The organism is Sphingomonas sp. NPDC019816 (assembly GCF_050274375.1).
In the GTDB taxonomy this organism is placed as follows: Bacteria; Pseudomonadota; Alphaproteobacteria; order Sphingomonadales; family Sphingomonadaceae; genus Sphingomonas.
In genome coordinates this window covers 1-14,653 of sequence record NZ_JBNNOB010000099.1, presented here as the reverse complement: position 1 = coordinate 14,653, position 14,653 = coordinate 1, and the positions used below count along the sequence as shown (strand labels likewise).

Annotated in this window: 12 protein-coding genes; 8 read left to right on the top strand and 4 right to left on the bottom strand. The window is 65.4% G+C overall.

What is annotated here, in order from left to right:
- Nucleotides 1-46: 46 nt before the first annotated feature.
- The gene (locus ACQKJZ_RS13755) at nucleotides 47-871 is read right to left on the bottom strand and encodes a phosphoheptose isomerase (protein WP_427731582.1); all 825 of its coding nucleotides are present in this window, start codon (nucleotides 869-871) and stop codon (nucleotides 47-49) included.
- Between the two features lie 178 nt (nucleotides 872-1,049).
- Here ACQKJZ_RS13755 and ACQKJZ_RS13750 point away from each other — a divergent pair, with 178 nt between their 5' ends.
- The 7 genes from ACQKJZ_RS13750 to ACQKJZ_RS13720 all read left to right on the top strand — a co-directional run bounded on the left by ACQKJZ_RS13750 (nucleotide 1,050) and on the right by ACQKJZ_RS13720 (nucleotide 11,338).
- Nucleotides 1,050-1,985, top strand: coding sequence for an outer membrane protein assembly factor BamD (locus ACQKJZ_RS13750; protein WP_312489387.1), 936 nt, complete (start codon nucleotides 1,050-1,052; stop codon nucleotides 1,983-1,985).
- Nucleotides 1,986-2,111: 126 nt separating this feature from the next.
- Entirely contained in the window at nucleotides 2,112-3,776 is a 1,665-nt protein-coding gene (gene recN, locus ACQKJZ_RS13745) for a DNA repair protein RecN (RefSeq protein WP_427731580.1), read from the top strand.
- A 138-nt stretch (nucleotides 3,777-3,914) separates the two neighbouring features.
- Nucleotides 3,915-4,079, top strand: coding sequence for a hypothetical protein (locus ACQKJZ_RS13740; protein WP_427731578.1), 165 nt, complete (start codon nucleotides 3,915-3,917; stop codon nucleotides 4,077-4,079).
- 64 nt (nucleotides 4,080-4,143) lie between these two features.
- Nucleotides 4,144-6,276 carry an NAD-dependent DNA ligase LigA gene (gene ligA / locus ACQKJZ_RS13735; protein WP_427731576.1) on the top strand — a complete coding sequence of 711 codons (2,133 nt, stop codon included), beginning with the start codon at nucleotides 4,144-4,146 and terminating at the stop codon, nucleotides 6,274-6,276.
- Nucleotides 6,277-6,520: 244 nt separating this feature from the next.
- Nucleotides 6,521-9,277 carry a TonB-dependent receptor gene (locus tag ACQKJZ_RS13730; RefSeq protein WP_427731574.1) on the top strand — a complete coding sequence of 919 codons (2,757 nt, stop codon included), beginning with the start codon at nucleotides 6,521-6,523 and terminating at the stop codon, nucleotides 9,275-9,277.
- A 127-nt stretch (nucleotides 9,278-9,404) separates the two neighbouring features.
- Nucleotides 9,405-10,544 carry a sensor histidine kinase gene (locus ACQKJZ_RS13725; RefSeq protein WP_312489392.1) on the top strand — a complete coding sequence of 380 codons (1,140 nt, stop codon included), beginning with the start codon at nucleotides 9,405-9,407 and terminating at the stop codon, nucleotides 10,542-10,544.
- The gene (locus tag ACQKJZ_RS13720; RefSeq protein WP_312489393.1) at nucleotides 10,541-11,338 is read left to right on the top strand and encodes a LytR/AlgR family response regulator transcription factor; all 798 of its coding nucleotides are present in this window, start codon (nucleotides 10,541-10,543) and stop codon (nucleotides 11,336-11,338) included. Before ACQKJZ_RS13725 ends, ACQKJZ_RS13720 begins: the two co-directional genes overlap by 4 nt.
- A 168-nt stretch (nucleotides 11,339-11,506) precedes the next feature.
- Here ACQKJZ_RS13720 and queE read toward each other — a convergent pair whose 3' ends face one another.
- The 3 genes from queE to ACQKJZ_RS13705 form a co-directional block, all read right to left on the bottom strand.
- On the bottom strand, nucleotides 11,507-12,139 hold the full coding sequence (gene queE / locus ACQKJZ_RS13715) for a 7-carboxy-7-deazaguanine synthase (RefSeq protein WP_427731571.1): 633 nt from the start codon (nucleotides 12,137-12,139) through the stop codon (nucleotides 11,507-11,509).
- Nucleotides 12,140-12,143: 4 nt separating this feature from the next.
- Nucleotides 12,144-12,863, bottom strand: coding sequence for a 7-cyano-7-deazaguanine synthase QueC (gene queC, locus ACQKJZ_RS13710; protein ID WP_427731584.1), 720 nt, complete (start codon nucleotides 12,861-12,863; stop codon nucleotides 12,144-12,146).
- Nucleotides 12,864-13,066: 203 nt separating this feature from the next.
- Nucleotides 13,067-13,918 (bottom strand): ABC transporter permease, encoded by an 852-nt coding sequence (locus tag ACQKJZ_RS13705; RefSeq protein WP_312489395.1) that lies wholly within the window; start codon nucleotides 13,916-13,918, stop codon nucleotides 13,067-13,069.
- A gap of 71 nt (nucleotides 13,919-13,989) precedes the next feature.
- Between ACQKJZ_RS13705 and ACQKJZ_RS13700 the strand changes: the two genes are divergently transcribed.
- The gene (locus tag ACQKJZ_RS13700; RefSeq protein ID WP_427731569.1) at nucleotides 13,990-14,640 is read left to right on the top strand and encodes a GcrA family cell cycle regulator; all 651 of its coding nucleotides are present in this window, start codon (nucleotides 13,990-13,992) and stop codon (nucleotides 14,638-14,640) included.
- Nucleotides 14,641-14,653: the final 13 nt, after the last annotated feature.

Below are 14,653 nucleotides of genomic sequence, written 5' to 3'. Positions count from 1 at the left end.
CCCCTCCCCTGAAGGGGAGGGGTGATTTTGGTTCAAGTCGTCGAGGTCAAAGCCGCTGCGTGCCCGCATAGGCGAACAGCGCGTCGCCGTCCGACGACAGATGCACCGTCTCGGCACCCGTGACCGTCAGGCACTGGCCCGCCTTGAAGTCCACGCCCGCGACCGAACCGCTGCCGGTGATCGGGATCAGCCAGGCCGTCCGCCCCTCGGGCAGGGCCACCGCATGATCGCCCGCCGCCCAGCGCTCCAAGACGAACTTCGGCCCCTCGACCAGGATGTCGCGCCCCTCGCCCGCCGCCCCCGGCGAAACGATCGGCTGGTATGGGGTCAGATGCGCGACATCGACGCCGTCCTCCAGATGCAGCTCGCGATCGCTGCCATAATCATACAGGCGATAGGTCGTCTCGCTGTTCTGCTGCACCTCGATCACGGTCAGGCCGGCACCGATCGCATGGATCGTGCCCGAGGGCGCGTAATAGAAATCGCCTTCCTTCACCGGCACCCAGTCGAGATCGTCCTCGACCGACCCGTCCAGCGCGTCGGCGCGCAGCTGCTCCTTGGTCATCGGCGCCTTGGGGCCGAGCGCGATGGTCGAATCGGGCTCGGCGGTCAGGATCGTCCAGCATTCGTCCTTGCCGCGCGGCAGGCCCCGCGCCTGCGCCTGTTCGTCGTCGGGATGGACCTGCACCGACAGCTTCTCGCTGGTGAACAGATATTTGATCAGCAGGTCGGGCGAAGTGTCGCCCGGTTCCTGGAACCACACCTCGCCGATCGGTGCACCGTCGGCGGGCGCATCGTCGAATCCGGGATACAGGGTATGACGGCCCCAGGGCTTTTCGACGCGGTGGGTGTGGAGCAGCGTAGCGGGCATGGGCGACAACCTTTTCGTTCGGGCGACGGTTCAACCGTCCGGGCGATGGGCCGTTCCGCCCGTTCGCGCGTCCCATGCCGCGTGGTCCGGCGGGGTTCAAGCGGTCTGTCGTATCCTCCGCGCGACGATGCGCGCGGGGACTGTTCCCCGCCCTTCGGCTGCGCTAAGGACATGCGCGATGCGTAACCCCCGTTCCCGTGCGCTGTCGCTGGCGCTGATCGCCGCTCTGGCCCTTCCGATCGCGGGTTGCGCCCGCAACCGTACCCGCACCGACCTGCCTTATGTCGCGCGCGACGTCGGCACGCTGTACACGGCCGCCAAGACGCGGCTGGACCAGCACCGGTACAAGGAGGCGGCGCTGCTGTTCGACGAGGTCGAGCGTCAGCACCCCTATTCGATCTGGGCGCGCCGCGCGCAGCTGATGAGCGCCTTCAGCTATTATCTGGGTCGCGAATATACCCAGTCGATCCAGTCGGCGCAGCGATTCCTGTCGGTCCATCCCGGCAATCGCGATGCGCCCTACGCTTATTACCTGATCGCGCTCGGCTATTATGAGCAGATCCAGGACGTGACGCGCGACCAGAAGATCACCCGCCAGGCGCTCGACGCGCTGGGCGAGCTGATGCGCCGCTATCCCAACACCCGCTACGCCGCCGATGCGCGGTTGAAGGTCGATCTGGTCAACGATCACCTGGCCGGCAAGGAAATGGAGATCGGCCGCTTCTATGAGGATCGCCACCAGTGGCTGGCGGCCTCGATGCGGTTCCGCACCGTGGTCGACAAGTATCAGACGACCAGCCACACGCCCGAAGCACTGATGCGCCTGACCGAGACCTATCTGGCACTGGGCGTGCGGGACGAAGCGCTGAAATCGGCGGCGGTGCTGGGCGCCAACTATCCGGGCAGCGACTGGTATAACCGCGCCTACAAGCTGATGCGCGAATATCCGGTGCAGCCGATCCCCGCGATCCAGCCCGGCCAGCCCGTGGTCCCGACCGGCACGCCGGGTTCGGTCAATATCGGCCTGCCGGGCAGCGGCGGCACCGTCACCCCCAGCGCCGCCGCCCCCGGCCGCCCGACCCCGACCGGCAACAACAGCTCGCCGACGGGCTGAGTTTTCCATGAATTCCCCCTCTCCCCCCAGAGGGGGCGAGGGAAGGAACGCGCTCCCGAACAAATCGGGATCATTTTCGCATCGGGGGGATAACATCGCGCGGCGTTTGGCTTTATATCGCCCGCCATGCTGACCGCATTGTCCATTCGCGATGTCGTATTGATCGAGGCGCTGGACCTCGATTTCGGCCGGGGCCTGGGCGTCCTGACGGGCGAGACCGGCGCGGGCAAATCGATCCTGCTCGATGCGCTCGGCCTGGCGCTGGGCGGGCGCGGTGATAGCGGGCTGGTCCGTCACGGTGCGGGCCAGGCGATCGTCACCGCCAGTTTCGAGCCCCCCGCCCCTGATGGCCGCCTCGCCGCGATCCTGGACGAAGCGGGCATCGTGGTCGAGCCCGGCGAACCGCTGATCGTCCGGCGGCTGGTCAAGGCCGATGGCGGCAGCCGGGGCTTCGTCAACAGCCAGCCCGCCTCCGCCGCGCTGCTGCGCGAGATCGCACCGTTCCTGGTCGAGATCCATGGCCAGCACGACGATCGCGGCCTGCTGAACCCGCGCGGCCACCGCGCGATGCTCGACAGTTTCGGTCGCATCGATACCCAGCCGGTCGCCGCCGCCTGGACCCGGCTGCGCGAGGCCGATGCCGCGCTGACCACCGCCCGCGATGAGATCGAGGCGGCGGCGCGCGACCGCGAATGGCTGGAACATGCGGTCGCTGAGCTGACCAAACTCGCTCCCGAACCTGGTGAGGAAGAGGCGCTGGCCGATCGCCGCCGCACCATGCAGCGCTCCGAGAAGATCGCGGGCGAACTGGGTGCGATCGAGGAGCATCTGCAAGGGTCGGACGGCGCGCTGGCCGGCCTACGCCAGGCCGCGCGCGTGCTGGAGCGGATTTCCGAGGACCACCCCATCCTCGCCGAGGCGCTGGCCGCGATCGACCGCGCCGTGATCGAGGCGTCGCTGGCCGAGGACCGGCTGGTCGAGGCGCAGCGCGAACTCGCCTATGATCCGCGCGCGCTGGAGGAGGATGAGGCCCGCCTGTTCGAGCTGCGCGGCATGGCGCGCAAGCATCGCGTCCAGCCCGACGACCTGGCCGATCTGACCGAACAGCTGCGCGGGCGACTCGAACGGCTCGACGCGGGCGAGGAAGGCATCGGCCGGCTGGAGGCCGCCGTCGCCGCCGCCCGCGCCGCCTATGACAAGGTCGCCGCCACCGTTTCCACCGCGCGGGCCAAGGCCGCCGAACGACTCGATCAGGCGGTGAAAAGCGAACTTGCGCCCCTGAAGCTCGACGCCGCGCGCTTCCGCACCATGGTCGTTCCCGTCGAGCCGTCGGGCTGGTCGGCGGCGGGCAAGGACCGGGTCGAGTTCGAGATTTCGACCAATCCCGGCGCGCCTTTCGCCCCGCTGATGAAGATCGCCAGCGGCGGCGAATTGTCGCGCTTCATCCTGGCGCTGAAGGTCGCGCTGGCCGAGGAGGGCGGCGCATCGACGATGATCTTCGACGAGATCGATCGCGGCGTCGGCGGTGCGGTGGCCTCGGCGATCGGCGACCGGCTCCATCGCCTCGCACGGCGGACGCAGCTGCTGGTCGTCACGCATAGTCCGCAGGTGGCAGCGCGCGGCGCGGCGCATCTGCTGATCGCCAAGAGCCATGACGGCACCGTCACCCGCACCGGCGTTCGCACACTGGGATCGGACGAACGTCGCGAGGAGATCGCGCGGATGCTGTCCGGGGCAACCATCACCGACGAGGCGCGCGCGCAGGCCGATCGCCTGATCGAAACGGAGTGATTTGCAGGTTCAAATCAGGTTTTATATTTGAGAAATTGATGGTATATCGTGGAGGTTGGCTTGTTCTGACCTCCATCCTGGATATGTCGAATGTCGGTGTCTTCCCTCGAATCCGCGGCAATTGGCGATACAAACGATATGACCGCGCTGATGGCGGAATTGCGATCCTGCCTGTTGCTGGCCGACAAGATGAATCTGGCGATGGTCGGCATCCATATCGAACAGGCCTGCGACTGGTTGACCGCGCATAACGGACTTGCTCCCGCCAGCCGGGACGTGACGCAGCCCGCCTATATCGGCTGATCGAACGATCTTTGCGCCGCCTGCCGCTTGATCGACCGGCAAGGGGTGGACTAGCACCGGCGGCGTGACCGCCCTCCCCGCCCTGCCGCAAACCGATCTCGAAGCCGCCGCCGATCTGGAGGCGCTCGCCCGCGAGATCGCGCATCATAACCGACTCTACCATACCGAGGATGCGCCCGAGATTTCGGACGCGGATTATGACGCGCTGGTCCGCCGCAACAATGCGATCGAGGCTGCTTTCCCGCATCTGGTTCGCAGCGACTCGCCCAACCGACAGGTGGGCGCCGCCCCGGCCGCGCATCTCGCCAAGGTGCCGCACGCCCGGCCGATGACCAGCCTCGACAACGCGTTCAGCGATGAGGAGGTCGAGGACTTCGTCGGCCGCGTCCGCCGTTACCTGAAGCTGCCCGACGACGAACCAGTCGTCCTGACCGCCGAGCCCAAGATCGACGGGCTGTCCTGTTCGCTGCGCTATGTCGACGGCCGGCTGGTCCAGGCGCTGACGCGCGGCGACGGCGCGATCGGTGAGGACGTGACCGAGAATGTCCGCACCATCGCCGACATTCCGCAGGCCATCCCCGCGCCCGGCGTGTTCGAGGTGCGCGGCGAGGTCTATATGAGCAAGGCCGACTTCACCGCGCTCAACGCCCGCCTCGCCCAGGAGGCGGCGGAGACCGGCAAGGAGGCGCGCCAGTTCGCCAATCCGCGCAACGCCGCCGCCGGCTCGCTGCGCCAGAAGAACCCCGCGATCACCGCCGGCCGCCCCTTGCGCTTCCTGGCGCATGGCTGGGGCGAGGCGAGCGAGGTTCCGGTCGAAACCCAGTTCGACATGGTCGAGACGTGGCGCCGCTGGGGCTTTCCCATCGCCGACGCCTTTGCCCGCGTGCCCGATGCCGCCGCCGCGCTCGCCATCTATCGCGCGATCGAGGCACAGCGCGCCGACCTGCCCTTCGACATCGACGGCGTCGTCTACAAGGTCGACCGGCTCGACTGGCAGGCGCGGCTCGGCATCGTCGGGCGCACGCCGCGCTGGGCGATCGCGCACAAATTCCCGGCCGAGCGCGCGCAGACCACGCTGGAGCGGATCGACATCCAGGTCGGCCGCACCGGCGCGCTGACCCCCGTCGCGCGGCTGGAGGCGGTGACGGTGGGCGGCGTCGTCGTGACCAACGCCACGCTGCACAATGCCGACGAGATCGAGCGGCTGGGCGTTCGCCCCGGCGACCGCGTCGTCCTGCAACGCGCCGGCGACGTCATCCCGCAGATCGTCGAGAACTTGACCCGCGATACCGAACGCGCGCCCTTCGTCTTCCCCGATCATTGCCCCGAATGCGGCAGCCTCGCGACGCGCGAGGAGGGCGAAGTCGTCATCCGCTGCACCGGCGGGTTGATCTGCCCGGCGCAGCGGGTCGAACGGCTGATCCATTTCGTCTCGCGCCATGCCTTCGACATCACCGGCCTTGGCCTGGTCCGTATCGAGGAATTCTTCCGCGACGGCCTGATCGCCTCGCCCGCCGACATCTTCCGCCTGCATCAGCATCGCGAGGCGCTGATCCAGCGTGAGCGTATGTCGGAGTTGGTGGTCGACAAGCTGCTGGCGGCGATCGACGCGCGGCGCGACATATCGCTCGACCGCTTCCTCTTCGCGCTCGGCATCCGCCATGTCGGCGAGATCACCGCCCGCGACCTGGCGCGCCGCTTCGTGTCGATGGCGGGGTTCCGCGCGATGATCGACGCCGCGCTACAGATCCGGGCCGAGACGGTGCCGGCGCTGGGCGAGCCGGAGCGCAAATACGAACTGCGCCGCCAGCGCGCGATCGTCGCCGCGATCGACACGCCCCAGATCGGCCCAGAGGTCGCCGACGCGCTGCTCGACTTCTTCGCCGAGGAGCATAACCGCGCGGTCGTTGACGACCTCCTGTCCGAAGTGACGCCGGCGGACGTCGTTCACCAGACCCGCGAATCGGACGTGACCGGCAAGACCCTGGTCTTCACCGGCACGCTCGAAACCCTGTCGCGCGACGAGGCCAAGGCGCAAGCCGAAGCGCTGGGCGCACGCGTTTCGGGATCGGTGTCGGCCAAGACCGACCTGGTCATCGCCGGGCCCGGCGCAGGCTCGAAGCTGAAAAAGGCGCAGGACCTGGGCATCGCGGTGATCGACGAGGCCGCCTGGAACGCGCTGGTCGCCGCGAGCTGAGAAAGGGCGGCGGGCGCGGCCGCCTAGATCGGCCGCGCCCGAGAAAATCATAACAAATCAAGCGACATGCACGACGGCCGCCCCCGCCGACCGTTGCCAATCTGCAACGCCCTGCAACGGAGTGAAGCCCCCCTGTCGCGCGAATGAATTTTGTCACATAACGGCAATGTTCGTACCGCAGGGGGCCGCTCAACCGAACCGAAATACGGTCGGACCGCGCGCCTGCGCGAAAAGGGGACCTTATATGCGAAATACTCTCTTCCTGGGTGCGGCGGTCGTCGCGCTCGCGATTCCGGCGGCGGTGTCTGCGCAGTCGACCGGTTCCGTGGACGCTGAAGAAGTCGTCGTCACGGGCAGCCGCTCCGATAGCGTCGGCGGCATCAAAACCGTCGATACCACCCGCAACAAGGCTGTGCTGACCCAGGAGTTCATCAGCCGCCAAACGCCGGGTCAGAGCGTCAACGAAATCATCAACAATCTGCCAGGCGTTAGCTTTCAGAATAACGATCCCTTCGGTTCCGCTGGCGGCACGCTGACCATCCGTGGCTTCGATTCGAGCCGCATCAATCAGACGTTCGACGGCATTCCGCTGAATGATACCGGCAATTACGCGATTTACTCGAATCAACAGCTCGACCCCGAACTGATCGAGCAGGTCAACGTCAATCTTGGAACCACGGACGTCGATTCGCCGACGCCTGGCGCCACCGGCTCGACGGTCAATTATCGCAGTCTTATTCCCACCGATAGCTTCGGCGCACGCATGGTCGGCTCGGTTGGCGACTACAGCTTCTTCCGCGTCTTTGGTCTGGTCAACACCGGCGTGTTCACCCCCTGGGGCACCAAGGCCTGGATCGCGGGTAGCAGCGCGACGAATGACGTCGTGTTCAACAATTACGGCAAGATCAACAAGCAGCAGTATAACGCCAAGGTTTATCAGCCCATCGGCGGCAACGGCGACTTCATTGCGATCTCGGGCCATTACAACCAGAACCGGAACAATTTCTTCGGTTCGGCTCCGCTGCGCAATGACACCAACGTGTTCACCTCGACGGGCGGTACCGGCGCCAACGCCGCAGCTCCGACCTTGGTGACCGGTGCGGTCCGCACGGCAGGCACGGGTTCAAGCAACCGCTTCCCCAATAGCCGCGACGAACTGCCGTACAATGTGGCTCGCTGTCAGATCGATACGCCGCAAGCCGGCGCGGTCGACGTACCCAACAGCTGTGGCACCAGCTTCGACGAACGATACAACCCGTCGAACACCGCGAACATCCGTATCAATTCGCGCTTCACGTTGGCAGACAATCTCGTCCTGTCGGCCGACCCTTATTATCAGTACACCAAGGCCAATGGCGGCGGCACGGTGCGTGGCCAGGAAGGCGGCTTCACCGCCCGTAACGGCCAGACCTTCTACGGTTATATCGGCAACAACTATTATTTCGGTCGCGACCTGAATGGCGATGGCGACGTGCTGGATCGCACCACGACCGTGGGCAGCACGACCACCAATGGCGGCGTCACGCTGCTGGCACCCAGCCAGACCGTTACCAACCGCTACGGCGTGATTTCGTCCTTGCGTTATGACTTCAGGCCCGGCCAGACGCTTCGCGTCGCCTATACCCATGAATATGCGCGCCACCGTCAGACTGGCGAACTGGGCTATCTGCAGCTCAATGGCCGCCCCTTCGATGTCTTCCCGATCAACAATCCGATCTTGGCCACAAATGGCTCCATCGTGCAGAAGCGCGATCGTCAGTCTTTTGCGATCCTCGATCAGTTGTCGGGTGAATATACCGGCAAGTTCTTCGAAGACATGCTGACGCTGCAAGTGGGCGTTCGTGCACCATGGTTCAAGCGTGACCTGAACAACTTCTGCTTCGTCACATCGGGCGGCGGTAACGTTGACTGCCTGGGTCGTGGTAACGATGCGGCGAACGCTGCTTACGCTGCCGCAAATCCCTACTCGTACAACGCGGCTACGAACACGGTGACCGGCTTTGCGGCGCCTCAGCAGCGCGTCCTGCGCTATAACCGCGTGCTGCCTAGCGCTGGCTTTACCTATCGTTTCGACAGCCGCGCATCGATCTTCGGCAATTACTCTCGCGGTTTCCAGGTTCCAGGTACCGACAATCTATACCAGACCCTCTATTATCCCGCCGCTGCCGAAGCAGCCAATCCGCGTCCTGAATTCTCGGACAACTTCGACTTCGGTGCGCGCTACACGACCAATCGCGTCCAGGCGCAGCTGGGCCTCTGGTACACCAAGTTCAGCAACCGTCTGGCTTCGGCTTATGACGTGGACACCCAGCAGACGATCTATCGCAATCTGGGCCGCGTCGATAAGTACGGCATCGATGGTTCGATCGCTTATCGTCCGATCAATGAAGTGCTGTTCTATGTCTTTGGTTCGTATTTGAAGTCGGAGATCAAGAACGACGTCGTACTGGGGCGCTGCCCTACGACGCTCACGGCGGCGAACACTACGACGAACTGCTCGGCTCCGGGCGCTCCCACCTATGCACTGACCGCTGGCAAGCGTGAATCCGGTGCTCCTGTCTACACCTTGGGCGGTCGTATTCAGGCGACACTGGGTCCGGTCGAACTGGGTGCTCAGGCGAAGCGTACGGGCCGTCGTTATCTGAACGACCAGAACCTGCCTCAGTTCGCCTGCACCGTCGCGCTGATCAACAATGTGTGTCCGACGGTCGCCAATGTCCCCGCATCCTTCACTGGTACGCGTGGCATCCAGTACCAGACCTATGGCGCCTATGCCCCCGGCTATACCACGGTTGATCTGGACGCTCGTATCTCGCTCGGCTGGACCGGGATCGGTACTGACAAGACCTACATCCAGCTGAACCTCCAGAATGTGTTCAACACCTTCTATGTCGGTGGCCTGGGCCAAGCCGGCCAGACTGCGAATGTCGTCTCTTCGCTGCCGTTCGTGCAGATTGGTTCGCCGCGTGCGCTGATCGTCTCGCTCAATACGCAGTTCTAAGTTCGATCGCGGCGCTCGCGCCGAATGCAAATCGGGCCGCCCCTCCTTCGGGAAGGGCGGCCCTTCTTTTTTGCCCCGCCCCCAATCTTTGCCCTTGCCGCCCGGGCCGTGTAGATGTCGCCCGGCCATGGCCACCCATTCGCCCGTCGCGACTTCCGCCGCTTCGCCCGCCGCGTCCGATCCCTTGTCGGTGCGGCCGTTTTTCGAGAACAAGGCGCGCGCCTTCTGGACGCTGCAGGCGGCTGGCTGGTCGGGTTATCTGGTGCTGCGCTCGGTGGTCGGCATCTCCAACGGCTTTTCGCTGGAGAAGATCATACCCGTGATCATCGAGGCGATCCTGGGCTATTGCATCACCCTGCTGCTCTCGACCCTCTATGGCTATTATCGCCGCATCCCGCGTATCATGGGCGTGTTCCTGACGCTGGCAACGCTGGCGGCGGCGACCTTCCTCTATGCCGCGCTCAACGCCTTTTCCTTCTCGTTCATCACCACGACCCAGCCGGGGGTCACCGTCACCCTGCTGATCGGCAACCTGTTCATCACCTTCGTGGTGCTGGCGGGCTGGTCGGCGCTGTATTTCGCGATCAACTATTATCTGATCGTCGAGAGCCAGATCGACGAGATGCGCGCGCTGGAATTACAGGCGTCCTCGGCGCAACTGGCGATGCTCCGCTATCAGCTGAACCCGCATTTCCTGTTCAACACGCTCAACTCGATCTCGACGCTGGTGCTGCTCAAGCAGACCGAGCGGGCGAACGCGATGTTAAGCCGGTTGTCAGCCTTTCTGCGCTACACGCTGGCGAATGAGCCCACGGCGCATGTGACCGTGGCGCAAGAGGTTGAAACCCTGAAACTCTATCTCGAAATTGAGAAGATGCGCTTCGAGGACCGCCTGCGCCCGAGTTTCGAGATCGACCCGCGCGCCGAGCGCGCCCGTCTGCCCTCGCTGCTGCTGCAGCCGCTGGTCGAGAATGCCATCAAATACGCCGTCACGCCGCAGGAGGAAGGCGCGGAAATCCGCGTCGATGTGCGACTGGTCGGGCAACGGGTGCGGATCGCCGTATCGGATACCGGCCCCGGCTTGCACGAGACCCGTCATTCCTCAAGCGTTTCGACCGGCGTCGGACTGTCCAATATCCGCGAACGACTGGCCCAGGCCTATGGTCCGGACCATCGTTTCGAATCCCGCTCCGCGCCGGCTGGGGGGTACTCGGTCGAGATCGAGATCCCGTTCCAGCTCGAGAATGTGAATAGAGAGGCCGCATGACCATCCGTACCATCCTCGTCGACGACGAGCCCCTGGCGATCCAGGGACTGGAGATCAGGCTCCAGGCGCACGACGACGTCGAGATCATCGAGCGCTGCTCGAACGGGCGCGAGGCGATCCGCGCGATCAAGACGCACAAGCCCGACCTCGTCTTCCTCGACATCCAGATGCCGGGTTTCGACGGGTTTTCGGTGATTCAGGGCCTGATGGAGGTCGAGCCGCCGTTGTTCGTCTTCGTCACCGCCTATTCCGACCATGCCCTGCGCGCGTTCGAGGCGCAGGCGGTCGATTATTTGATGAAGCCGGTCGAGGAGGCCCGCCTGGCCGACACGCTCGACCGCGTGCGCCAGCGCCTGAACGAGAAGCGCGGTGCGGGCGAGGTCGAGAAGCTGAAGGAAGTGCTGGCCGAGCATGCGCCCGACGCGGTCACCGATCTAACGGAGGGCGGTGAAGTGGCGTCGAGCCGGTTCGAGAAGCTCATCAACATCAAGGATCGCGGCCAGATTTTCCGCGTCGATGTCGACACGATCGAGATGATCGAGGCCGCCGGCGATTACATGGTCATTAACACCGGCGACAATTCGCTGGTCCTGCGCGAGACGATGAAGGATTTGGAAAAGCGGCTCGACCCACGCCGTTTCCAGCGAGTGCACCGGTCGACCATCGTAAATCTCGACTTGGTCAAGCAGGTGAAGCCGCATACCAATGGCGAATGCTTCCTGCTGCTCGAATCGGGCGCGCAGGTGAAGGTGTCGCGCAGCTATCGCGACGTGGTGGCGCGGTTCGTTCACTGAGTTCCGTTCGCACTGAGCGAAGTCGAAGTGCACGTTCCGCGCTGCGTTAGCGTGAGTGGCGTGGCCTTCGACTTCGCTCAGGCTGAACGGACGTTAGGACTAAACCTCTGACAGCCGTTCACGCTGAGCGAAGTCGAAGCGCACGCCCCGACGCCAACCAAGTAACCCCTACCGCAACCCCAGCATCTTGTGCGTCTGGAGCGTCAACCGCCAGCGCGGGCGCTCCATCACTACCGCGATACACGCCTCGCGATTCGCCTCTGCCCGAGGATCATCCAGCGGCTGAAGCAGATGGTTGGCGAAATCCCAGCCCTCGACCTCGGCCGGATCGATCCCCGCCTGCGGCCAGACCAGCTTCAATTCCTGACCCGATCGCTGGACGACTTCCGACCCCGCCTTGGGGCTGATGCACACCCAATCGATGCCCGGATGCGCCGGAAGCGTCCCGTTGCTCTCGATCGCGATGAAGAAGCCGGCGGCATGCAGAGCATCGACCAGCGCGTCGTCGACCTGAAGCATCGGCTCGCCACCGGTCAGCACCACGAAGCGCTCGTCCCGCTCAACGCCCCAGAACCCTTCGACCGCCGCGACCAGCGCAGCCGCATCGGCAAAGCGCCCGCCGCCCAGACCGTCGACCCCGACGAAATCGGTGTCGCAGAAACGGCAGATGGCGCTCGCCCGATCCTGCTCGCGGCCCGACCACAGGTTGCAGCCGGCAAAGCGCACGAATACCGCGCGCCGCCCGGCCTGCACGCCCTCGCCCTGGAGCGTCAGGAACATTTCCTTGACGGCGTAGCTCATCGGATCAGCCCTGCGGCTTGACCGCATAGGCGGTGGGGTCGGCGATGCCCGCTTCCTCGAACCCCTTGGAGCGCAGGCGGCAGCTGTCGCATTCGCCGCAATGCAGCCCCTCGGGCGTCGGGTCGTAGCAGGACCAGCTCAGCCCCATATCGACGCCCAGCCGCGTGCCTTCGCGCACGATGTCGGCCTTGGTCATGTGCTGGAGCGGCGCGTGGATCTTGAACGGCTGGCCTTCGACGCCCGCCTTGGTCGCGATTTCGGCCAGGCTTTCGAACCCCGCGATGAACTCCGGCCGGCAATCGGGATAGCCCGAATAGTCCAGCGCATTGACGCCGATGAACAGGTCGCGCGCGCCCGCCGCCTCGGCCCAGCCCAGTGCGAGGCTAAGGAAAATCGTATTGCGCGCGGGCACATAGGTGACCGGAATGCCCGGCTGTACGCCGTCCTTGGGCACATCAATGTCGGCGGTCAGCGCCGAGCCGCCAAAGGCCGACAGGTCGAGCGGCAGGACGATATGGCGCTCGGCCCCCAGCGCCTCGGCGACTCGCGCGGCGGCGGCGAGTTCGACCTTGTGGCGCTGGTTATAATCGACCGACAGCGCGAGCACGCGGTATCCGGCGGCCTTGGCCGAGGCAGCGGAAATCATCGAGTCCAGCCCGCCCGAAACGAGCACGACCGCCATGGGAGCAGAAGATGTCATGATGGGCGCGACCGCTACGCCGATTGCCGCCGTCTTGCAATGGCGAGCGCCCAAAGACCTGTGACGGTAGCAAAAAATCGGGGCCGCGACGCGCCGTTGCGCGTGTGCGGCCCCGTTCAGGACCTGACACCGGGCATGCTGAAGACCCGGACAAGGGAGAGTCCACTGCTGAAGCGGAAGCCTGTGACTACCGCTTTCCGGGTAAAAACCGCGTTAAGACGGCGCGATCAATTCTTGAGCTTCCAGCCCTTGCGCAGCAGCGCATAGCAGAGGACGGCCATCACCACGTCGATGCCGAGAACCACGAACCCGCCCAGCGTCACCGGCGAGTCGGCCAGCCCCAGAAAGCCGTAACGGAAGCCCGAGATGACATAGAAGAACGGGTTGGCATGGCTGATCGCGCGGAACGCCGGTGCCAGGCCATCGACCGAATAGAAGGTACCCGACAGCAGCGAGAGCGGCACGACGACGAAATTGGTGACCGCGGCGGCATGGTCGAACTTCTCCGCCCAGATCGAGGTCAGCACACCCAGCAGCGCCAGGAAGACCGAACCGAGCAGCCCGAACCACAACACCGCGAAAAAGGCATGCGGGGTGACATGCACGCCCGGCCAGATGACCATCGCCACCCACACCGTCACCCCGACCAGGATCGCGCGCGTCACCGCGCCGCCGACCAGCGCGGCCAACAGCTCGGCGGTCGACAGCGGCGGCATCAGATAATCGACGATCGTGCCCTGGATCTTGCCGACCAGCAGCGAGAAGCTGGCATTGGCGAAGGCGTTGTTCATCATGCCCATGACGATCAGGCCCGGCGCGATGAAATCGGCGAACGGCACCTGCGTCCCCGCCACCGGCACGGCATGACGCCCGCCCAGCGCGGTGGTGAAAATGATCAGATAGAGCAGCGTCGTGACCGCCGGCGCCCAGATCGTCTGGAGCTGCACCTTGAAGAACCGGCGCACCTCCTTGATATAGAGGGTTCGAAGGCCGCCCCAGTTGATGTTCCGAATAACGGGCTCACCGGGGGCGGCGCGCACTGCCGACGGGATTTCGCCGATTGGGGGCTGGCTGCTCATCGCAATAGCGCGTAACCGCTGCGGTGCCCGCCCGCAACCCGGTGCGAAGATGAAGTGAGGAAAGGTTTCGAATGTCGTGGACCGATGAGCGGATCGATACGCTCAGGACGATGTGGGAAGCGGGTCAGACCGCCAGCCAGATCGCCGAAGCACTGGGCGGGGTCAGCCGCAACGCCGTGATCGGCAAGGCGCATCGCCTGGGGCTTCAGGCGCGCCCCTCCCCGGTCCGTGCCAACGAGCCGGCGGCCGCCGCCGTCGAGGCTCCGGCGCCCACTCCCGCCGCCGCCCCGCCGCCGGTGGTCGAGCCAGAGCCCGAACCCGCCGCCCCCGAGCCGGTGGCCGATGCCGCGCCCGAACCCGCCGCCGAGCCGACCCGCGAGCTGCAGCCGGTGCTGCGCTCGGTTGGACCGGGCGGCTTCGTCCGCCAGTCGCCGGGTGAGCAACAGCCCCCGCCCTCGCCCGCCCCGCCCCGCCGCCTGGTCCCCGCCAAGCCGAGCGCGGAGATCGCGGGCAAGACCTCGCTGCTCGATCTGAACGACCGGATCTGCAAATGGCCGCTCGGCCATCCGGGCGAGCCCGACTTCCATTTCTGCGGCGAAAAGGTGAATCCGGGCTTCCCCTATTGCGTCGAGCATTGCGGCCACGCCTATCAGGCGCAGCTGCCGCGTCGCGATCGCCGCCCGCCGCCCCCGCTGCCGTTCGGCGGCCCGCGCGTTCGCTGATACGCGGTCGATG